This is a genomic window from Pseudomonas sp. PDM20 (genome assembly GCF_014852575.3).
GTDB lineage: Bacteria > Pseudomonadota > Gammaproteobacteria > Pseudomonadales > Pseudomonadaceae > Pseudomonas.
In genome coordinates this window covers 4,814,852-4,829,218 of record NZ_CM181224.1, presented here as the reverse complement: position 1 = coordinate 4,829,218, position 14,367 = coordinate 4,814,852, and the positions used below count along the sequence as shown (strand labels likewise).

Sequence of the window (14,367 nt, the reverse complement as noted above, 5' to 3'; positions counted from 1 at the left end):
CGGCGGTCTACCCGCCGTTCTTCTGCGAAGGCTTCGGCGCCCCGACCAGCCGCCCCATCGCGCCGGCAATCCCCATCTCCCGCAGCACCTGCAGCTCGCCCTCGGTCTCGACCATCTCCGCGATCAGCGGCAGGTCGATGCTGTTGGAGGCGCGGTACATGGCTTCGATGAACAGGCGCTTGTCGTTGTCCTGGTCGATGGCGCGGATGTAGCTGCCGTCGATCTTCAGGTACGCAAGGCCCAGGCGGGTCAGGTTGCCGATCAGGCTGAAGCGTCCGCCGAAGTGCTGCAGGCCCAGCTTGGCGCCGACGTCCTGCACCGACTGGGCGAGCTTCTCCAGCTCGGCCGGCGGCGGCAGGTAGCGTTCGTCTACTTCCAGGGTCATCAGCTGCGCTTCCTGCGGGTGGGCGCGGAGGATTTCGAACAGCTGGCGCAGGGGCTCGGCGCTGCGCACGGTTTCTGCCGACAGTGACAAGGCCAGTGGCGCCGGTTGCTGGGCGAGGTGGGCGAGGGCGTGTTCGAGCATGGCCAGGTCGAACCGCGCGGACCAGCCGAAGCGTTCGATCCACGGCAGGAACTGCCCGGCGGCGATGGCCTCGCCCTTGGGATCGAGCAGCCGCGCGAGGACTTTCTGGTGCAGCAGTTCGCCTTTCTCGGCGCAGGCGCGCACAGGCTGGAACCACAGCTGCAACTTGCCTTTCTGCAGGGCGTCGTCGAGCCACTCGCGCCAGGCGCGGGAGTCCTGCGCGGGCTGGCCGCCGGAGCTGTCCAGGCGCTGCCAGGGATGGTCCGGGGTGGCCTGTGACTGCGCCAGGGCCTGGTCCGCGCGGGACATTACGCTGGCCGCGGATTCGCCGGGGCGGAAGGCCGCGAGCCCAAGGTGCGCCACCGGCTTGCAGTCGCTGGCGCCGGTGCCGCGCAGGTTCTCCAGGGCGGCGCTGAGCTGGTCGGCCAGCAGTTCGGCGCTGGCGCTGTCGACGCCGGGGGCGAGCAGGGTGAACTCGCCGCCACGGCTGCGCGCGGCGAGCCAGTCCGGGGTGCCGTGGGTCTCGCGCTCACGCTCCAGCAACTCGGCGACGTCGCGGATCAGCGCGTCGGTGCGTTGCCCGCCCAGGCGCTGGTTGAGCCCGGCCAGGTCATTCAGGCGCAGCAGCAGCAGATAGCCGGCGGCGTTCTGTTCGCTGGGGGACAATTGCGCATCCAGCCGCGCGTCGAACAGGCGGCGGTTGGCCAGGCCAGAGAGGCTGTCCTGGTAGGCCTCTTCGCGCAGTTTCTCGCTGCGGGTGGCTTCCTCGGCGAACAGCGCCTTGAGCTTGTCGACCATCTGGTTCATCGCCTGCACCACACGCTTGAGCTCGGGAGTGCGCGGCTCCTTGGGCAGGGTGAGGAATTCGCGGCGGGTGATGGCGTGGGCCTGCTGCACCATCTGGTCCAGCGGCTTGAGCTGGGTGCGCAGCAGCCAGCCGCCAAGGATGGCGCTGACCAGCCCGCAGGCCAGCAGCCAGGCGAGGCTGCCCAGCGCGCCGTCCCACAGCTTGGCCAGGGCGAACTGCGGATGGCTGACTACCTCGACCCGCGCGGCCTGTTCCCAGCCGCGCATGATCAGCGCATCGCCGCCCTGGGCCTTGAGGTTGACCAGCGTGGCGAACCAGCCCGGCACCTGCTGGTTCTGCGTGTCGCTGTCGCGCTCGACTATCACCTTGCCCTCGGGAATGCTCACCACGCGGATGGTGGCGAAGTAGCCGGAATCGAAGATCGAGCTGACCATCAGCTCGATCATCGCCGGGTCGTCCACATGTGGGGTGAGCGACAGCCCCAGTGCGGTGGCGGCATCCTGGGCGTGGGAGCGCAACTGGCTGATCATCTGCTCGCGAGAGCTTTCCAGGCTGGCGGCGAAGCTGCCGGCGAAGGCCACTACGAGGAACAGGCAGATCGCCAGGAACAGTTGCTTGAGCAATGACATGCCGGGTTTCTCCTATCGCGTCTCGTCGAGGTCCAGGCCCTCGGCGCGCATCTTGGTCAACAGGTCCTGCCAGCGCGACAGCTTCTTGCTGTCGCCGGTGCGCTTGCCGCCGCCGGGGCCGGGCAGCCACAGCCCCTCGGCGTTGAAGGCGTAGACGGGCAGGAGGTCCTTGCGCTGGGAGGCGGGCTTGATCTGCGGGATCAGGTTGTCCAGCACGAGCGGTTCGGCAGTGGGGGAGGCGTAGTAGGTGAGCACCATGTGCGCCTGGTTCTGCTGCAGCGCCTTGACGTAGGTGATGCGCAGTTTGTCGCTGGCGACCCCGAGGCGGCGCAGGGTGACGAACTTGGCGATGGAGTAGTCCTCGCAGTCGCCGGCGCCCTTGTAGAGGGATTCCACCGGCGTCGCCCAGTAGTCCTCCTGGCGCCAGACGGTGCGGTCGTCGGTGAATACCAGGGCGCCGTTGAAGAAGGCGTTGACGGCCTTGAGCTTGGCGCTCTCGTCGAGGTTCTCGCTGTCCTGGATCAGCCGTCCCCAGGATTCGATGCGGGTCTTGGCGGTGCCGAGGTTGCCGTAGCGCTGCTCGGCGTTCTTCAGGATGGTGTCGAAGTTCCAGGCGGCGCCGGCGGTCAGCGCGAGGAGCGCGAGCAGCAGCACGCCGGCCCGCAGACGCAGCGGGCTGGCGAACAGCCAGAGGGCTCCTCGGGGTGGCTGCATCGCCAGCGCTCCATGTGGGATGTGTGGAGTCTAGGCGCTCTTCGAAAACTTGCGCTGGCGCATCGCCATTGGGCGAAAAGCCCCGTCGTACGGGCCTTGCCGGCGAATCTGACAGGATTGTCATTTAAGGGTCAGCGTGCGGTCCCGCGCTCTGGCTTATAACCCCAGGATGCGGCCGCTGTGGCCGAACCAGACGCAGGAGAGCGGGATGCAGGGGCAACGGCGGGTTTGGCTGGCGGCGGGGTTGCTGGGGGTGACGGCGCTGGGAGCGGGCATCTGGGGCTTTGCCGGCCGGCACGAGGCGCCGCAGGCAGCGGCCCAGCCTGCCGGCGTGCCGGTGACCCTGGCGCGCGTGGCCCGCGAGGACCTGACGCAGAACCTCGATGGCGTCGGTACAGTCACCTCGCTGCACAGCGTGCTGGTGCGCCCGCAGGTCGAAGGCCAGCTCACCGCGTTGCTGGTGGAAGAGGGGCAGATGGTCAAGGAAGGCGAACTGCTGGCGACCATCGACGACCGCGCCATCAACGCCGCGCTGGAGCAGGCCGAGGCGACCAGGCAAAGCAATCAGGCGCAGTTGCGCATCGTCGAGCAGGACCTGGCGCGCTACCAGACGCTGAGCCAGCGCGGCTCGATTTCCCGCCAGACCCTGGAGCAGACCGAAGCCGAGGCAGCGCGCCTGCGTGCGACCCTGCGCGGCAACCAGGCCACCATCGACGCCGAGCGCGTGCGCCTGTCCTACACCCGCATCACCTCGCCGGTCGCCGGCCGCGTCGGCATCCGCAACGTCGACGTCGGCAACCTGCTGCGTACCAATGACAGCAGCGGCCTGTTCACCGTCACCCAGATGTCGCCGATCTCGGTGGTCTTCGCCCTGCCGCAGGAAAGCCTGCCGCAGCTGCAACCGCTGATGAAGGGTGACTCCCCGGTGGTCGCGCGCAGCCGCGACGGCGGCCAGCTGCTCGGCGAGGGCCACCTGCGCAGCATCGACAACCAGGTCGCCAGCAGCACCGGGACCATCCGCGTGCGCGCGGTCTTCGACAACAAGGACGGCCAGCTCTGGCCGGGGCAGTTCGTCGCCATCGACCTGCAGTCCGGCGTGCTGCGCAACGGCCTGGTGCTGGACAGCCGTGCCGTGCGCCGTGGTCTGGACGGTGCCTTCGTGTTCCGCATCGAGGACGGCAAGGCGCAGAAGGTGCCGGTGCGCATCGTCCAGGAAGTGGATGGCCGCACCCTGGTCGAAGGCCTCGCGGCGGACGATGAAGTGGTGCTCGACGGCCACTCGCGCCTGACTCCCGGCGCCCGCGTGGACGTGCAGGGCGACGTGCAGACCCTGGCCCGCCGGAGCGAGCCGTGAGCGTGCGCGCCGGCATGTCCGGCTGGTGCGTGCGCCACCCCATTGCCACCTGCCTGCTGACCATCGCCTCGCTGCTGCTCGGCCTGCTGGCGTTCTTCCGCCTCGGCGTGGCGCCCCTGCCGCAGGTGGATTTCCCCACCATCCAGGTGCAGGCGCTGCTCCCCGGCGGCAGTCCGGAGACCATGGCGTCCTCGGTGGCGACCCCGCTGGAGGTGCAGTTCAGCGCCATCCCCGGCATCACCCAGATGCTCTCCACCAGCGCCCTGGGCTCGACCACCCTGACGCTGCAGTTCGACCTGGAAAAGAACATCGACGTCGCCGCCCAGGAGGTCACCGCCGCGATCAACGCCGCCGCCGGGCGCCTGCCGGCAGACATGCCGAACCTGCCGACCTGGCGCAAGATCAACCCGGCGGACAGCCCGATCATGATCGTCCGGGTGAATTCCGAGCTGATGCCGCTGATCGAGCTCAGTGACCTTGCCGAAGTGCTGCTGTCACGCCAGCTCAGCCAGATCAGCGGGGTCGGGCAGATCTTCGTGGTCGGTCAGCAGCGCCCGGCGATCCGCATCCAGGCGCAGCCGGAGAAGCTCGCCGCCTACCGCCTGACCCTGGCCGACCTGCGCCAATCGCTGCAGTCGGCGAGCATCAACCAGGCCAAGGGTGCGCTGTTCGGCGACGGCCGCGTGTCCACCCTGGCGGCCAATGACCAGCTGTTCAGCCCCAGCGAATACGGCGACCTCGTGGTTGCCTACCGCGCCGGCGCACCGGTGTTCCTGCGCGATCTGGCGAAGGTGGTGAAGGCGCCGGAAGACGACTACGTGCAGGCCTGGCCGGATGGCCGCCCCGGCGTGGCGCTGGTGATCCTGCGCCAGCCCGGCGCGAACATCGTCGAGACCTCCGATGCCATCCAGGCCGAGCTGCCGCGTCTGCGCGAAATGCTGCCGGCGGGCGTCGAAGTGGAAGTACTCAACGACCGCACTCGCACCATCCGCGCCTCGCTGCATGAAGTGGAGCTGACCCTGCTGCTGACCATGGGGTTAGTGGTGCTGGTGATGGGGCTGTTCCTGCGCCAGCTGTCGGCCACCCTGATCGTCGCCACCGTGCTGGCGGTGTCGCTCAGCGCCAGCTTCGCGGCCATGTACCTGCTGGGCTTCACCCTGAACAACCTGACATTGGTGGCGCTGATCATCGCCGTGGGCTTCATCGTCGACGACGCCATCGTGGTGGTGGAGAACATCCACCGCCACCTGGAGCAGGGCAAGGACCGGGTGCAGGCGGCACTGGCCGGCGCCTCGGAGATCAGCTTCACGGTGGTCTCCATCAGCTTCTCGCTGATCGCCGCGTTCATCCCGCTGCTGTTCATGGGCGGCATCGTCGGGCGGCTGTTCCGCGAGTTCGCCGTCAGCGTCACGGCGGCCATCCTGATTTCGGTGGTCGCTTCGCTGACCATCGCGCCGATGCTGGCCTCGCGTTTCATGGGCGCGCCGAAGCATGGACATGATGACGCAGGCATCGCCGGCTGGCTGCTGGCACGCTACGCCAAGGGGCTGGACTGGTCGCTGCATCACCAGCGCACGGTGCTGGCCGGCTTCGTGGTCTGCGTGGCCATCGCGGTGGGCGGCTACGTCGGCATTCCCAAGGGCTTCTTCCCGTCCCAGGACACCGCCTTCGTCTTCGGCACCACCCAGGCCGCCGAAGACATCTCCTATGCCGACATGGCCGAGAAGCACAAGCAGCTCGCCGACATCGTTGCCGCCGACCCGGCGGTACAGAGCTACAACCACGCCATCGGCATCACCGGCGGCAGCCAGAGCCTGGCCAACGGGCGTTTCTGGATCGTGCTCAAGGACCGTGGCGACCGCGACGTCTCGGTGGACGAGTTCATCAACCGCATCCGGCCCAAGCTGGCCAAGGTGCCGGGTATCGTCCTCTACCTGCGTTCGGCGCAGGACATCAACCTCGCCACCGGGCCGGTGCGCACCCAGTACCAGTACGCCCTGCGCAGCAATGACAGCGCGGCGCTGGCGCAGTGGGCGGATCGCCTGACCCAGCGGTTGAAGGAGGAGGGCGGCCTGCAGGATGTGTCCAACGACCTGCAGATGGGCGCCAGCGTCACCTCGCTTGCAATCGACCGGGTGGCGGCGGCGCGCTTCGGGCTGTCCGCCGAGGACGTCAGCCAGACCCTCTACGACGCTTTCGGCCAGCGCCAGGTCGGCGAATTCCAGACCGAGGTCAACCAGTACAAGGTGATCCTCGAACTGGATTCGCGCCAGCGCGGCCGCGCGGAAAGCCTGGCGTGGTTCCACCTGCGCTCGCCGCTGACTGGCGAGATGGTGCCGCTGGCGGCGGTGGCGCGGGTCACGCCGGCCAAGTCGGGGCCGCTGCAGATCAACCACAACGGCATGTTCCCGGCTGTCACGCTGTCCTTCAACCTGTCGCCGGGCGTGGCCCTGGGCGATGCGGTCAGCCTGGTGCAGCGGGCGCAGGCGGAGATCGGCATGCCATCCAGCATCAGCGGCGAATTCCAGGGCGCCGCGGCGGCCTTCCAGAGTTCACTGGCGAGCCAGCCGCTGCTGATCCTTGCGGCGCTGTTCGCGGTCTACGTGATCCTCGGCGTGCTCTACGAGAGCTTCGTGCACCCGCTGACCATCCTCTCCACCTTGCCTTCGGCCGGCATCGGCGCGGTGTTCCTGCTCTGGGGCTGGGGCCTGGAGTTCTCGGTGATGGCGCTGATCGGCCTGGTGCTGCTGATCGGCATCGTCAAGAAGAACGGCATCCTGATGGTCGATTTCGCCCTGGCCGCGCAACGCCAGCGTGGGCTGTCGCCTTACGACGCGATCCGCGAGGCGTGCCTGGCGCGCTTCCGGCCGATCATGATGACCACGCTGGCCGCGCTGCTGGGGGCGATCCCCCTGATGATCGGCTTCGGCACCGGCTCGGAACTGCGCCAGCCGCTGGGCGTGGCGGTGGTCGGCGGGCTGGTCTTCAGCCAGGCGCTGACCCTGTTCAGCACACCGGTGGTGTACCTGGCGCTGGACCGGCTGTTCCATCGCCAGCAACCGGCACCGGCCGCGCTGGGAGGTGCGGTATGAGGAGCGGCTGGGTAGCATGCCGGACTGCGGGCGTCACGAACGGAGGACTGGCATGCGCGTACTGATTGTCGAAGACGAGAGCAAGACCGCCGACTACCTGCAACGCGGGCTGAGCGAGCAGGGCTTCACCGTGGACGTCGCCAGCAACGGCATCGACGGCCGGTACCTGGCGCTCAATGGCGAATACGACGTCATCGTCCTCGACGTGATGCTCCCCGGCATCGACGGCTACGGCGTGCTGCGCGCCCTGCGCGAGCAGCGGCAGACGCCGGTGATCATGCTCACCGCCCGCGAGCGGGTGGAAGACCGCGTGCGCGGCCTGCGCGAGGGCGCCGACGATTACCTGATCAAGCCGTTCTCCTTCCTTGAACTGGTGGCGCGCCTGCAGGCCCTGACCCGCCGTGGCGCACACCTGGAAAGCGCGACGCAGATGCGCATTGCCGACCTCGCCATCGACCTGGTCAGCCGCCGTGTGCAGCGCGGCGGCACGCGCCTGGAGCTGACCGCCAAGGAGTATTCGCTGCTCTGCGTGCTGGCCCAGCGCAGTGGTGAAATCCTTTCCAAGACGGCCATCGCCGAGCTGGTCTGGGACATCAATTTCGACACCGACACCAACGTCGTCGAGGTCGCCATCAAGCGTCTGCGCGCCAAGCTCGACGGCCCCTTCGACACCAAGCTGCTGCATACCATCCGGGGCATGGGCTACGTGCTGGAAAGCCGCACCACCCAGGAGCGCGAGGCATGAGGGGGTTGTCGCTGTCCACGCGCCTGGCCGGCATGTTCGCCGGCGCCGCGCTGGGCATCTTCCTGCTGATCGGCTCGGCCCTCTACTGCGTGCTGGACGGGCAGATCGAGCGCCTGCAGCGCTCGGAACTGGACACCCGCTTCAACATGGTCGCGCGCATGCTCGACAAGCCCGACCTGGCCGAGCGCTGGCCGCACATGCAGCTCAAGCTCAACACCCTGAGCCAGGAGTACCAGCTGATCCGCTTCTGGATCGACAGCGACGACTCGCGCTTCCGCTACGGCCAGCCCAACGACGCGGTACGGCGGATGCTCGGGAGCGGCAACGGCTACGCCGAACTGGAACTGCCCGGCCACGATTCGCCGCTCAGCGCCCGCGTCGGCGTGCTGCCGGCCAGCGGCTCGCGCCCGGCGCTGGTGCTGCTCGCGGCGATCGACAGCGTGGCCTTCCAGCACGCCCGCCACGCCACGCTGATCACCCTGTTCGTGCTGTCCGCCCTGGGCATCGCCCTGGCGACGCTGTGCGGGCACTGGATTGCCCGGGTCGGCCTGCGGCCGGTGCGCGAACTCTCCGCCGAGGCGCGGCAGATCAGCCCGAAGCAATTGTCCCAGCGCCTGCGCCTGGAGGGTTTGCCGACGGAATTGTCTGCGCTGGCGGGCGCCTTCAACGAGGCGCTGGATCGGCTGGAGCAGGCCTACCTGCGTCTGGAGTCGTTCAACGCCGACGTTGCCCACGAACTGCGCACGCCGCTGGCCAACCTGATCGGCCAGAGCCAGGTGGCGTTGTCTCGCGAGCGCAGTGCGCAGGATTACGAAGAGGTGCTGCAGTCCAACCTGGAGGAACTGGAGCGCCTGCGCGCCATCGTCAACGACATGCTGTTCCTCGCTCGCGTCGATCAGGGCGGGCTGGCGGCCGAGCGGGTGGAAACCTCGCTGGCGGCCGAAGTGGCGACGACCGTGGATTTCCTCGAGGTGATCTTCGACGAGCAGGGCGTGCAGGTGAACCTTCGTGGCGATGCCCGTGCCTGTGTCGAGCGGGCGCTGTTCCAGCGTGCGGTGACCAACCTGCTGTATAACGCCGCGCAGCACACCGCGCCGGGCGGTCGTGTCGAGGTGCGCCTGAGTGGCGAGCGCGGCGCCGCGCTGGTGGAAGTCAGCAACCCCGGCGAGCCGATCAACGCCGAACAGCGCGCGCGCCTGTTCGAGCGCTTCTACCGCGCCGACCTGGCCCGCGCCAACAGCCAGAGCAGCCACGGGCTGGGGCTGTCCATCGTCAAGGCGGTGGCGAGCATGCATGGTGGCTCGGTGTTCGTGCGCAGCGAGGGTGGCATCAACACCTTTGGCTTTACCGTGGATGCGGTGGGGCCGGTGGTGGCGCCCGTGCAGGAAGAGGGCGGCCAGGTGCCGCAGCTGACTCCGCGATCAGTCTAGGCGCCGGGTCTTGGTGCGGATCAGGTAGATGCTCACCAGCGTCGCACTGGTCAGCATGAACGCCCAGGCCCAGGGGCGTTGCACCACGAAGCCGGAAACCAGGATGCTGCACCACATCAGGCCGATGGCGTAGACCTTGCCCTTGAGCGGGATGCCTTCACCGTCCAGGTAGTCGCGAATCCACGGGCCGAGCTTGGGGTGGTTCACCAGCCAGTCGTAGAAGCGCTGGGAGCTGCGCATGAAGCAGGCGGCGGCGAGCAGGAGGAAGGGTGTGGTGGGCAGGACCGGCAGGAAGATGCCGATCACGCCCAGGGCCACGCTGAGCCAGCCGACGCCGAGCAGGCAGTAGCGAACCCAGGCGTGGCGGCTCTGGCGGATTTCTCGAGGCATCGACTGGCGCGAAGCGAGTCCGGAGCCGCGCGGCGCAGCTCCGGTGGCGGATCAGTGAGTGCGCGGCTTCAGCAGCGCCGGCTTCTCTTCCGGCGCCTGGCACAGCAGGAACAGGTTGGTCAGCAGCTCGGGGATCTGCGCGACCATGTCGTCCACCAGCCCGCGGTCGCTGGCGATCTCGTCGAACTCGGGCTGTTCGTCGAACAGGCCGGAACCGACCATGATCGGCAGCAGCAGCTCGCTGACTTCTTCCTCGGCCTGCTCGAACCAGATGGCCTCGCGCAGGAACACGCCTTCCATGAAGCCGATGCACCAGCCGCGGATGTCGGAGTCGTCCGGCTCGTCGCCCAGGTAGGGCTCGCAGGGCAGCTCCAGTTCCTCGTCACCGGCCATCTGGCGAATGATGTGCGCCTTCAGCTGGACCAGGGTGGATTCGATCTCGCTGCGCTCTTCCTCGCTGCGGTAGTGCGGCGGCTCGGCGAACAGGGCGTCGATCCACTCGCGCTCCGGCACTTCCTCCGGGCAGATCGCCAGGGCGGTCAGGTAGCCGTGTGCCGCCACGTAGTCCAAGGCTTCCTCGTGCAGGTCATCGGCATCGAGAAAGGCTTGCAGGCGGGACAATTGGTCGGCGAAGGACATCGGGTACTACCTCGGAGGTGATCGGTCCCGAATTGTAGTCTTTCCGCAGGCCCGCGGCAAAAGCCAAATGCCCGTGCAGCCCGCGCCGACGCAGGGCTCGGACGCATGTGACGGATTTTTCCGCAGTTTCCCGGACAAGGTGCCGGCCGCAGCGGGATCGCTTGCGTATAATGCGCGGCTTCATTCGGAGTCCCCCATGCTCGATCAGGCCCTGCGCATCCTCAAAGACGTTTTCGGTTACGACGCCTTCCGCGGCAATCAGGCGCGGATCATCGAGCGCGTGGCCGGCGGCGGCGATGCCCTGGTGCTGATGCCCACCGGCGGCGGCAAGTCGCTGTGCTTCCAGGTTCCGGCGCTGCTGCGCGAGGGCCTGACGGTGGTGGTTTCGCCGCTGATCGCGCTGATGGAAGACCAGGTCGCCACGCTGGACGAGCTGGGTGTGCCGGTGGCGGCGCTGAACTCCTCGCTGAGCCCCGAGGCCCAGCGCGAGATCGCCGACCGCCTGCAGCGCGGCGAGATCAAGCTGCTCTACCTCGCCCCGGAACGCCTGGTGCAGCCGCGCATGCTGGCCTTCCTGCAGCGCCTGGAAATCGGCCTGTTCGCCATCGACGAGGCGCACTGCGTATCGCAGTGGGGCCACGACTTCCGTCCCGAATACCTGCAGCTGGGCCAGCTCGCCGAGCTGTTCCCGCATGTACCGCGCATCGCCCTGACCGCCACGGCGGACATGCGTACCCGCGAGGAGATGATCCAGCGCCTGCACCTGCAGGACGCCGAGCAGTTCCTCTCCAGCTTCGACCGGCCGAACATCTTCTACCGCATCGTGCCCAAGGAGCAGCCGCGCAAGCAGCTGCTGGGCTTCCTGAGCGAGCGGCGCGGCGACGCGGGCATCGTCTACTGCATGTCGCGCAAGAAGGTCGAGGAGGTCGCCGAGTTCCTCTCCAACCAGGGCTTCCCGGCGCTGCCTTACCACGCTGGGCTGTCCAACGACCTGCGCGCCTATCACCAGAAGCGCTTCCTCAACGAGGAAGGGCTGATCATGGTCGCCACCGTCGCCTTCGGCATGGGCATCGACAAACCCAACGTGCGCTTCGTCGCGCACCTGGACCTGCCCAAGAGCCTGGAGGCGTACTACCAGGAAACCGGCCGCGCCGGCCGCGACAGCCTGCCCGCCGACGCCTGGATGGCCTACGGCCTGCAGGACGTGTTGCTGCTGCGGCAGATGATGCAGAACTCCGAGGGCGACGAGCGCCACAAGCGCGTCGAACGGCACAAGCTCGAAGCCATGCTGGCGCTGTGCGAAGAAACCCGCTGCCGCCGCCAGGCGCTGCTGGCCTACTTCGACGAAGTGATGCCCAACCCCTGCGGCCACTGCGACATCTGCGTCGATGGCGTGGAAACCTGGGACGCCACCGAGCCCGCGCGCCAGGCCCTGTCGGCCATCTACCGCAGCGGCCAGCGCTACGGCGTCGGCCACCTGGTGGACGTGCTGCTGGGCAAGGACACCGAAAAAGTGCGCAGCGTCGGGCACCAGCACCTGGCGGTGTTCGGTATCGGTAAATCCCGTGGCGAGGACGAGTGGCGCACGCTGTTCCGCCAACTGGTCGCCCGTGGTTTCGCCGACGTGGATGTCGACGGCTTCAACGGCCTGCGCCTGACCGAGGCCTGCCGTCCGCTGCTGCGCGGCGAGGAGACGCTGGCCCTGCGCCGCGATCCGAAGCCGCAGCGCAGCAAGTCCTCCTCCTCCGGTGGCGCCAGCCCGGCCAGCCAGCTGGTGCGCCAGGAAGAACGCGAGATGTGGGAAGCCTTGCGCACCCTGCGGCGCAAGCTGGCGGAGGAGCACTCGGTGCCGCCCTACGTTATCTTCCCCGATGCGACCCTGCTGGAAATGCTCCGCAGCCAGCCCACCACGCTGTCCGCCATGGCCCAGGTCAGCGGCGTCGGCGCGCGCAAGCTGGAGCGCTACGGCCAGGCCTTCCTCGATGTCCTCACCGAGTCGGACAAGGCGCCGGATACCCCCGCACCGGTCACCGACCTGCGCCACGAACTGGTGACCCTGGCCCGCGCCGGCATGACCCCCGCGCAGATCGCCCGCCAGCTCGATTGCAGCGAGAAGAACGTCTACAGCCTGCTGGCCGAGGCCATCGGCCGCCAGCAGTTGACCCTGGAACAGGCACTGGACCTGCCCGAGGAACTGCTCGGCGAAGTCCAGGATGCCTTCCTCGACGAGGACGGCGAACTGCCGCCGGTGAGCGCCATCGCCGAGCTGTTCGAAGGCCGCGTGCCTCTAGGTGTCCTGCACTGCGTGCGTGCCGCCCTGCAGGCCGAGCTGGAAGTCTGATCGCGCCGACACACGGCGTTACAGATGAAATATCAATGTGCCAGCAACGGCGCCTTTTTCCACCAGTCCAACCTGTCAGTACGGATCACTGTCGGAGTGACAGATGGCGAGCTGGGTGCGGGTAGCGGCGGGGCTGCTGGTCGTTGGGCAACTCAGTGGATGCGCCAGTGGCGGCGGGCTGACCGAGGGCGGGAAGAACGCCTTGATCGGCGTTGCGGCAGTCGCCCTGGTGGCGGGGCTGGTCATCCTGTCCAAGGACGATGACGACGACGACCGTGATTGCCGCAAGCGCCAGGGGCATTCGGATCGCCGTTACTGCAACGACTCCTACTACGGCCACGACCGTTACCGGAACTCCCGGGACGATCGCTGGTGAGTGGGCTGCCCCGTCAGTTTCGTGACGGGGCAAAACGACAAACTTGTGACGCACGTCCCGAACGGCTATGGTGGCACTTAGACCTCCACCAGAAGAGGTGAGCGTGCCACAACAACAAAGCTGGCTGGACGACGTCCGCTCCAATGCCTATGCCGAACAGCTCTCCCGGGGCTTTCGCCGCCTGCGTTTCGAACCCGACCTCGAGACCCAGTACCGCCATTACCTGCTCGAAGACAGCTTCGATCTCAAGCGCACCGCGCTGACCATCGGTGTGCTGATCTGGCTGGCGCTGGCGGCCATCGACTTTCTCCTGATCCGGACTGCAGAACACTGGGACATGCTCGCCGTGCGCATCGGCGTGCTGGTGCTGCTGAGCGCCTGCGGCGGGCTGATCCTGCAGCGCCGGCACACCCAGCTGCTGGTGCCGCTGAGCCTGGCCTGCATCCTCAGTGTCGGCATCGGCGCGGCGGCCGTGGCCGGCATCGCTCACACCGTGGACCAGAGCTATCCCTACGAGGGCCTGTTGCTGGTCAGCATGGCGGCCTACTTCCTGATCGGCCTGCGCTTCGCCGAGGCGGTGGGCAGCGCTTCGGTGATCCTGCTGGCCTACGTGGGCTTCGAGCTCTATGCGGGGTTGCCGCTGCCCAAGCTGATCAGCAACGTGGTGTTCCTGCTGCTGGCCAACCTGGTCGGCGCAGTGGGCTGCTACCTGCTGGACTACAAGTCCCGCCAGCACTTCCTCATCAGCCGCCTGCTGAAGGTCATGGCCGAGCACGACGCCCTGACCGGCCTGCACAACCGCCGCAGTTTCAATCGCCAGCTGGAGCGCCTGTGGCGCCAGGCTCAGCGCGAGAGCGTGGGGCTGGCGCTGCTGCTCTGCGATGTCGATCATTTCAAGGCCTACAACGACCGCTATGGTCACCAGGCCGGCGACGGCGTGCTGCAGCGCATCGGCGAGGTGCTGACGGCCAGCGCACGGCGGCCGCTGGACATGGCTGTGCGCCTGGGGGGCGAGGAATTTGCCGTGCTGCTCTATGGCGCCAGCGAGCGCGAAGCCAGGGAGCGCGCCGAAGTCGTGCGCGAGTCGGTGCAGGCGCTGGGCATCGCTCACGAAGGGTCGCTGACGGCGGACGAGGTGACGCTGTCCATCGGCGTGTCCTGCCTGTGGCCGGAGACCGGCCACCCGCTGCGCAGCATCTACGAGCATGCCGACCGTGCCCTGTACGAAGCCAAGGCGTTCGGACGCAACCAGGTCGTCGCCTGATGGCCCATTCGGTCCCCCGAGCTGGCGCCGTGCGTGACTGCGGCGCGCGCAGGCGCGGT

At 68.0% G+C, this 14,367-nt stretch carries 11 protein-coding genes; 7 read left to right on the top strand and 4 right to left on the bottom strand.

All coding sequences use genetic code 11. The annotated features are described in order from the left end of the window. Positions 1-7 precede the first annotated feature (7 nt). Positions 8-1,963 (bottom strand): cyclic di-GMP receptor LapD, encoded by a 1,956-nt coding sequence (gene lapD, locus IB261_RS22055; RefSeq protein ID WP_192381144.1) that lies wholly within the window; start codon positions 1,961-1,963, stop codon positions 8-10. A gap of 12 nt (positions 1,964-1,975) precedes the next feature. Continuing rightward, positions 1,976-2,677: a cysteine protease LapG gene (gene lapG / locus IB261_RS22050; RefSeq protein WP_081520260.1), complete on the bottom strand. Its 702-nt coding sequence runs from the start codon at positions 2,675-2,677 to the stop codon at positions 1,976-1,978. Positions 2,678-2,885: 208 nt separating this feature from the next. Between lapG and IB261_RS22045 the strand changes: the two genes are divergently transcribed. The 4 genes from IB261_RS22045 to IB261_RS22030 are packed head-to-tail and all read left to right on the top strand — an operon-like array spanning position 2,886 to position 9,298. Continuing rightward, positions 2,886-4,031 carry an efflux RND transporter periplasmic adaptor subunit gene (locus IB261_RS22045; protein WP_218189956.1) on the top strand — a complete coding sequence of 382 codons (1,146 nt, stop codon included), beginning with the start codon at positions 2,886-2,888 and terminating at the stop codon, positions 4,029-4,031. Then, complete coding sequence (locus IB261_RS22040) at positions 4,028-7,123, top strand: multidrug efflux RND transporter permease subunit (protein WP_192381145.1); 3,096 nt, start codon at positions 4,028-4,030, stop codon at positions 7,121-7,123. Before IB261_RS22045 ends, IB261_RS22040 begins: the two co-directional genes overlap by 4 nt. 52 nt (positions 7,124-7,175) lie before the next feature. Further along, a complete protein-coding gene (locus tag IB261_RS22035; RefSeq protein ID WP_081520262.1) occupies positions 7,176-7,868 on the top strand; it encodes a heavy metal response regulator transcription factor in 693 nt (230 codons plus the stop codon). Continuing rightward, on the top strand, positions 7,865-9,298 hold the full coding sequence (locus IB261_RS22030; protein ID WP_192381146.1) for a heavy metal sensor histidine kinase: 1,434 nt from the start codon (positions 7,865-7,867) through the stop codon (positions 9,296-9,298). The genes IB261_RS22035 and IB261_RS22030 overlap by 4 nt, the downstream gene beginning before the upstream one ends. Here IB261_RS22030 and IB261_RS22025 read toward each other — a convergent pair. Both IB261_RS22025 and IB261_RS22020 read right to left on the bottom strand, forming a co-directional pair. Continuing rightward, on the bottom strand, positions 9,290-9,688 hold the full coding sequence (locus IB261_RS22025; protein ID WP_192381147.1) for a YbaN family protein: 399 nt from the start codon (positions 9,686-9,688) through the stop codon (positions 9,290-9,292). The genes IB261_RS22030 and IB261_RS22025 overlap by 9 nt on opposite strands. Positions 9,689-9,739: 51 nt before the next feature. Further along, positions 9,740-10,327 carry a UPF0149 family protein gene (locus IB261_RS22020; RefSeq protein ID WP_045212487.1) on the bottom strand — a complete coding sequence of 196 codons (588 nt, stop codon included), beginning with the start codon at positions 10,325-10,327 and terminating at the stop codon, positions 9,740-9,742. A 196-nt stretch (positions 10,328-10,523) separates the two neighbouring features. On the opposite strand from IB261_RS22020, the gene recQ reads away from it, so the two are divergent. The 3 genes from recQ to IB261_RS22005 all read left to right on the top strand — a co-directional run bounded on the left by recQ (position 10,524) and on the right by IB261_RS22005 (position 14,308). Next, positions 10,524-12,668: a DNA helicase RecQ gene (gene recQ / locus IB261_RS22015; RefSeq protein WP_081520265.1), complete on the top strand. Its 2,145-nt coding sequence runs from the start codon at positions 10,524-10,526 to the stop codon at positions 12,666-12,668. Between the two features lie 103 nt (positions 12,669-12,771). After that, entirely contained in the window at positions 12,772-13,044 is a 273-nt protein-coding gene (locus tag IB261_RS22010) for a hypothetical protein (RefSeq protein WP_192381148.1), read from the top strand. Positions 13,045-13,111: 67 nt separating this feature from the next. Next, positions 13,112-14,308, top strand: a complete 1,197-nt coding sequence (locus IB261_RS22005; protein ID WP_192381149.1) for a GGDEF domain-containing protein — start codon at positions 13,112-13,114, stop codon at positions 14,306-14,308. Positions 14,309-14,367 lie beyond the last annotated feature (59 nt).

Coding starts and splice junctions, on each gene's coding strand:
- lapD (WP_192381144.1), bottom strand. CDS start 1,963: ATGTCATTGCTCAAGCAACTGTTCCTGGCGATCTGCCTGTTCCTCGTA.
- lapG (WP_081520260.1), bottom strand. CDS start 2,677: ATGCAGCCACCCCGAGGAGCCCTCTGGCTGTTCGCCAGCCCGCTGCGT.
- IB261_RS22045 (WP_218189956.1), top strand. CDS start 2,886: ATGCAGGGGCAACGGCGGGTTTGGCTGGCGGCGGGGTTGCTGGGGGTG.
- IB261_RS22035 (WP_081520262.1), top strand. CDS start 7,176: ATGCGCGTACTGATTGTCGAAGACGAGAGCAAGACCGCCGACTACCTG.
- IB261_RS22030 (WP_192381146.1), top strand. CDS start 7,865: ATGAGGGGGTTGTCGCTGTCCACGCGCCTGGCCGGCATGTTCGCCGGC.
- IB261_RS22025 (WP_192381147.1), bottom strand. CDS start 9,688: ATGCCTCGAGAAATCCGCCAGAGCCGCCACGCCTGGGTTCGCTACTGC.
- IB261_RS22020 (WP_045212487.1), bottom strand. CDS start 10,327: ATGTCCTTCGCCGACCAATTGTCCCGCCTGCAAGCCTTTCTCGATGCC.
- recQ (WP_081520265.1), top strand. CDS start 10,524: ATGCTCGATCAGGCCCTGCGCATCCTCAAAGACGTTTTCGGTTACGAC.
- IB261_RS22010 (WP_192381148.1), top strand. CDS start 12,772: ATGGCGAGCTGGGTGCGGGTAGCGGCGGGGCTGCTGGTCGTTGGGCAA.
- IB261_RS22005 (WP_192381149.1), top strand. CDS start 13,112: ATGGTGGCACTTAGACCTCCACCAGAAGAGGTGAGCGTGCCACAACAA.